Annotated in this window: 8 protein-coding genes; all 8 read left to right on the forward strand. The window is 66.6% G+C overall.

Features of this window, described 5'->3' with window-relative positions; genetic code table 11:
* Window positions 1-478: 478 nt before the first annotated feature.
* Window positions 479-757, forward strand: a complete 279-nt coding sequence (locus IPK85_03780) for a transglycosylase SLT domain-containing protein (protein MBK8246508.1) — start codon at window positions 479-481, stop codon at window positions 755-757.
* Complete coding sequence (locus IPK85_03785) at window positions 757-1,344, forward strand: hypothetical protein (protein MBK8246509.1); 588 nt, start codon at window positions 757-759, stop codon at window positions 1,342-1,344. The genes IPK85_03780 and IPK85_03785 overlap by 1 nt, the downstream gene beginning before the upstream one ends.
* Window positions 1,341-1,661, forward strand: a complete 321-nt coding sequence (locus IPK85_03790) for a hypothetical protein (protein MBK8246510.1) — start codon at window positions 1,341-1,343, stop codon at window positions 1,659-1,661. The genes IPK85_03785 and IPK85_03790 overlap by 4 nt, the downstream gene beginning before the upstream one ends.
* A gap of 95 nt (window positions 1,662-1,756) precedes the next feature.
* The gene (locus IPK85_03795; protein ID MBK8246511.1) at window positions 1,757-2,482 is read left to right on the forward strand and encodes an HNH endonuclease; all 726 of its coding nucleotides are present in this window, start codon (window positions 1,757-1,759) and stop codon (window positions 2,480-2,482) included.
* Window positions 2,469-3,578, forward strand: a complete 1,110-nt coding sequence (locus IPK85_03800; GenBank protein MBK8246512.1) for a baseplate J/gp47 family protein — start codon at window positions 2,469-2,471, stop codon at window positions 3,576-3,578. Before IPK85_03795 ends, IPK85_03800 begins: the two co-directional genes overlap by 14 nt.
* Window positions 3,579-3,588: 10 nt before the next feature.
* On the forward strand, window positions 3,589-3,954 hold the full coding sequence (locus IPK85_03805) for a hypothetical protein (protein MBK8246513.1): 366 nt from the start codon (window positions 3,589-3,591) through the stop codon (window positions 3,952-3,954).
* Entirely contained in the window at window positions 3,924-4,271 is a 348-nt protein-coding gene (locus tag IPK85_03810) for a hypothetical protein (GenBank protein MBK8246514.1), read from the forward strand. Before IPK85_03805 ends, IPK85_03810 begins: the two co-directional genes overlap by 31 nt.
* Before the next feature lie 290 nt (window positions 4,272-4,561).
* A partial coding sequence (locus IPK85_03815) for a hypothetical protein (GenBank protein ID MBK8246515.1) occupies window positions 4,562-5,243 on the forward strand: 682 nt, incomplete at its 3' end.

Genomic DNA, 5,243 nt, shown 5'->3' on the forward strand with positions numbered 1-5,243 from the left:
ACATGATCTCGGATCTGGCGGGCAGCCTCGACTGGTCGTGGGTCGAGTGGGGCGGCGTCGTTCTGTTCGGATCGCGGCATTGGGCGTGGTCCGGTGGCGCGAAGACGCCGCTGTGGGAGGTGACGTGGGGCGACTCCCCACGCACCGACGCACTCGACGTGTCGCTGTCGCAGACCTCCGACGACCCGGACAACACGGCGGTCGGCACGATCGTGTTGCCGTGGAACCGCGGCATCCAGCTGCAGCCGTGGCACTGCCTGCAACTGTCGGGCCTGGGCCGCTGGGACGGCACCTACCTGGTGGAGTCGGTGTCGGCAACCACGGACGGGATCTCCGCTGTCGAGGTGCAGGTGGCGGTGCCGACACCGCCGGCGCCTGACACGGGCACGAAGTCGACGTCGAGTGCCACCCGCAACGACACCCCCCGACGCGTGACAAGACGTCCGTCAAGTACGCGAAGTGGTTCGCGCGCCAGGAGATGGCCAAGGACCGCTACGGCTGGGGTTCCGACGACCAGTGGGCCGCCCTCGAGCAACTGTGGACGCGTGAGTCCGGCTGGAACTACAAGGCCGAGAACCCGAGCAGCGGCGCCTACGGCATCCCGCAGTCGCTGCCCGGGTCGAAGATGGCGACCGCCGGTAAGGACTGGCGCACGAATCCGGAGACGCAAATCCGGTGGGGGCTGGACTACATCAAGGGCCGTTACGGCGGACCCAAGCGGGCATGGGCGCACTTCCAGCAGAGGAATTGGTACTGATGATTACCCTCGGCCTGGTCGCCAACGTCGACACCGACGGCGTGTACGTGGTCATGCCCGGTTCGCGCGGGCTGCTGCGTGGGCCGTACGCCACGTTGCAGAATGTCGCGGCAGGCGACAAGGTGCTGGTGGTCACCACCGACGACGGCATCAATGTGATCGTCGGCCTGGCAGGCGCCTCCATCGAGTTCGTCGACACCTCGGCTGACGCCGGTTCGTACGCGGGGCATCATCTGCGCACGGGGACGGAGCGCCGCTGGTTCATCGGCAAGAACAACACCGCCGAGTCCGGATCCGACGCGGGCAGCAACTTCATCATCTGGGCGTACGACGACACCGGCGCCCAGACACACAAGCCGTTTGCGATCTACCGCAACACGGGCCGCATCATCGCCGGACTGTCGGGCGCAAGCGCCGGGATCGACTTGAGCCTCAACGGGCCGCGGGTGCTGCACGGCACGGGCGACCCCAACGGCACCTATGCGGCGCCGGTCGGTTCGACGTTCCACCGCACTGATGGCGGCGCCGGCACCAGTTTCTACGTCAAAGAGTCCGGCACGGGCAACACAGGTTGGGTGGCCAAATGACAGTCACACTCGCGCACCCGTTCCGCATCGACTCCAACGGTGCCGCTGTCACCCTCGAGCAGGGTTCGGCGCGGCACGCCGCGGAGACGTGTGGGCACATCGTGTCGTGTGAGGCCGGTGAGCGGCCGTTGGCGCCGCTGTGGGGGCTGATGGACCCGACTGGTACCCGCATCAACCCCGACGAGATCCGCGCCGTGGTCGGCTACGCCGAGCCTGCGCTGGCCGTGTCACGGGTCGAGGTCATCGAACGCAACGACAACACCGTGACGGTTGACATCGACGTCGACTGGGCCGACACCGACGACGAATCCGGCTGAGTTGTCGCACGATGAGCGTAAACTGTAGGTAGCAGATGTGCCCTCCGCGAGGCGGCAACCTCCGAGGGCTCTAGGACTGACAAGGAGTCCCAGCGATGTCTAACGGTAGCAAGCGGTGCTCCCGCTGCGGTGAGGTCAAGACGCTCGACGAGTTCTCTCGAGACAGATCTGCCAGGGACGGATTCCAATCCGCATGCAAGGAATGTCGGCGGCTGGTCGTGCAGAAGTGGCGGCAGCAGAACCCCGACAAGGTGCGCGCCTACTCGCGCAAGTATCAGCAGGAGAACGCGGCCGCTCGTCGCGAGTACAACCGGCAGCGGCGCCGCAATAATGCTGAGGCTGTGCGCCAGCAGAAGCGAGAGTGGCGCAAGAAGAACCTCGAGGTCGTGCTCGAACAGGAGCGTGAGCGTCTGCGTCGCTGGCGCAGCCTCAACCGGGAGCGGGACAGGGCTGCGCAGCGGCGGCGAGAGGCCGCCTTCCGCCTGGACTTTCCGCAGAGGGCTCGGGAAAAATCACGACAAAGTAAGCAGCGCTGGCGTGCGCGTAAGCGTGACGGGCAGGGCTTTCGAGTGGTAGCGAAGGATGTTCGCAGGCTCGCGTCGGACACTTGCGTTGCCTGTGGCCTGACTGCCGACAGCCTCGACCACATAATCCCCTTGAGTCGTGGCGGGTCACACGGGGTGGGGAATCTCGCTGCCATGTGTCGAACCTGCAACTCAAGCAAAGGCGCCAAGACCATGACCGAGTGGCGCAAGGCGAACGATTGGCTGCCGCTAGGCAGTCTCCCTCGACGGAAGGACCGAGCCGATGGCGCTGCGTGACCTCGATTCCACCTACCTAGGGGTGAGTGTTGACGATCGGGACCCTCAAGAGGTGTTCTCGTCGATGCTCGCGCTCGCTGAAACCCGTCTGCCGCAGTGGGAGCCGAGAAATGGCAGCCTCGAGGTAGTCCTGATGGAGGCCTGCGCCACCGGCATGGGCGACCTGATCTACGCCGCGAACCGTGTCCTCGGCGCCCTGGTCGAAGGCGTGATTTCGTTGTACGGCGTGACCCGCGACGAAGGCACCCCCGCGACGGGCACGGTGCGGCTGACGTTGACCGGATCTCCGACGACGACGATCGACGAAGGCACACTGTTCCGCATCGAGGACGCCGACTCGATGCTGGTCGCCACCGAGACGGTCACCGTCACCGGGTCGACGGTCGACGTCGCCGTGGCCACCACGGACACTGGCGGCTATCTGAACAGCATCGTCGCCGGCACCTCCTGCGACCCGGTCGTCGCCGTGCCGCACCTGGCGAACTGCGTGCTGCACACCGACCTGAACGGCGGCGCCGACGCCGAGGACGACTTGGCGTTCCTGACCAGGGCCGCGACCCGGTTCGCGCGTGTGACGTCGTCGTTGGTAGTGCCGGAACATTTCACCGCGTACGCCCTTGAGCAGCCCTACGTGAAGCGGGCCGTCGCGGTCGACCAGTACGACCACGACGGCGGCAACGACCCCGGCGACGACGACGGCTTCCTGACGGTCTACGTGTACGGGTCGGGGGCTGCGATCAGCACCGACGAGAAGAACGAGCTCGAGGCGGCAATGCAGGCGCAGTGCGCGTCGATCCTGACAATGACCGTCGAGCACGCCACCCCCGTGAGCGTCAACGTGACCGCGGCGGTGACGAAGTCGGCAGGCTACGACGACGCCGAACTTGAGGCCGCCATCGAGGATGCTCTGGCGTCGGTGTGGTCGTGGCAGACCTCCGGCTTTGGCGCCGACGTCGAACCCCTCGACGTCCAAGCCGTCATCGAATCGGTGCCCGGTGTCGACTCGGTCACGTCGCTGACGTTGCCGTCGACCACCGTCGACGTCGAGTTCGACGAGTTCGCGGTGATCGGCACCGTCAGCCTGACCATCACCTGAGAGGCGGGCCATGCCGTACATCTACGACATCGACGACCTGTACGACTTCGACCTGTCGTACGACGGGTGGCCGCTGTACGACACCGGCACCCCGACCGGGATCACCAGGACGGGACAGCGCCTGTTCGACCTGCTGCCCGAATATGTCCGCGACGCCGATACGAACGGCGAGCTGCTGCGGTTCATGGCCAGCATCGGGGATGCGGCCTACTCGGCGGCGAAGTTCATCGACGACGCTGACCCCGACACCTCCGCGTCGGGCACTTCGGAGCCGGTGAACCCGGCGACCTCGCCGGCGGGCTGGCTGCCGTGGCTCGGCTGGCTGATCGGTGTCCTGTCATCGGCATGGACACCTCGAACGCCCGCTGGTATCTGACCCGGGCGGGTGCCCAGGCCCACGGGTCGGCCGCAGGGATTCAGGCCGCAGTGCAGGCCACACTGACCGGCAACCGTTACTGCCTGGTCACCACGGCCGTCGGCGGGGATCCGTGGGCGATCGAAGTCCAGGTCGACTCCTCCGAGGTCGCCGACTCGGCGGCAACCCTGGCCGCCGCGATGCGGGAGAAGCCGGCCGGGGCGAACCTCACGTTGACGTCGTCGACGCCGGTCACCTACGACGACCTGGATACCGCCTACACCACCTACAGCAACATGACCGCGTCAGCCCTCACCTACACCGAGTTGCGATTCTAAGGAGCCACAGTGGCCAGTAACTACCCGGGCAGCCTCGACTCGTTCGACACGATCGCGTCGGACAAGAAGACCTCAGACGCTGTCGGCGGGCGCACCCACCGCGCCATGCACAACGACCTCGGCGACGCCATCGAGCCGTCCAGGCCCGGAACTGGGCACCACCCCGTCCGGCTCGTACGCCACCGTCAAGGCGCTTCCGAGGGCGATCGAAAGGGCAGCACCCTGCCGCAGGTCGACGCCAAGGTGACCTTATCGTCGGCACCGCCGACAGCACCTACGACAACCTCGGGGTGGGCACCAACGACACGGTGCTGTTGGCCGCCTCCGAGGAGACGAAGGGCATGAAATGGACGCAGATCCCGACCGCCGGCATCGCCGACGACGCGATGACCGCCACGAAGATCGCCGCCGACGCTGTGGGGTCCGCTGAGATCGCCGCGAACGCGGTCGGCTCATCGGAGTTGGCGGACAACGCGGTGGACACCGCCGCGATCGCAGACGGCGCGGTGACGGCGGCGAAGTTCGCGGTGCAACCGGGGAACCTGCTCACCGCCAACCAGGCCAGCATCGAAACGGACACGACGGGGTTTACCGCATCAGCGGCGACCATCGCACGGGCTTCCGGCGGCGCGTTCGGCACATACTGCCTGGAAGTCACAGCCACCGCAGCGTCGGCCAGCGTGCACCTCGGCGGGACCATCCTTGCAGGGACAATCCCGGTCCAGGGGGAAGAAACCTACACCTTCCGTATCGAGCAGAAGGCCGCGTCGATCACGCGAGTGGTCAAACTGCGTGTTTACTGGTGGACGTCGGCAGGCGACGTCGCGGCGTCCACCGCATCGGTGGACTCTGGAGGGTTGGCGCTGACGTCAACGTGGGCATCCCAGTCGTTCACGACGGTCGCCCCTGCGAACGCCGCGTTCGCGTCGCTGCGCGTGTTCGCGGTTGACAGCGCCAACGCCGAAGTCTTCT

This window comes from Gemmatimonadota bacterium (assembly GCA_016712265.1).
Lineage (GTDB): Bacteria > Gemmatimonadota > Gemmatimonadetes > Gemmatimonadales > Gemmatimonadaceae > RBC101.

Bases quoted from the DNA above. Each gene is read 5' to 3' on its own strand.
- IPK85_03800 (MBK8246512.1), top strand. From the start codon at position 2,469: ATGGCGCTGCGTGACCTCGATTCCACCTACCTAGGGGTGAGTGTTGAC.
- IPK85_03785 (MBK8246509.1), top strand. From the start codon at position 757: ATGATTACCCTCGGCCTGGTCGCCAACGTCGACACCGACGGCGTGTAC.
- IPK85_03805 (MBK8246513.1), top strand. From the start codon at position 3,589: ATGCCGTACATCTACGACATCGACGACCTGTACGACTTCGACCTGTCG.
- IPK85_03790 (MBK8246510.1), top strand. From the start codon at position 1,341: ATGACAGTCACACTCGCGCACCCGTTCCGCATCGACTCCAACGGTGCC.
- IPK85_03795 (MBK8246511.1), top strand. From the start codon at position 1,757: ATGTCTAACGGTAGCAAGCGGTGCTCCCGCTGCGGTGAGGTCAAGACG.
- IPK85_03780 (MBK8246508.1), top strand. From the start codon at position 479: ATGGCCAAGGACCGCTACGGCTGGGGTTCCGACGACCAGTGGGCCGCC.
- IPK85_03810 (MBK8246514.1), top strand. From the start codon at position 3,924: ATGGACACCTCGAACGCCCGCTGGTATCTGACCCGGGCGGGTGCCCAG.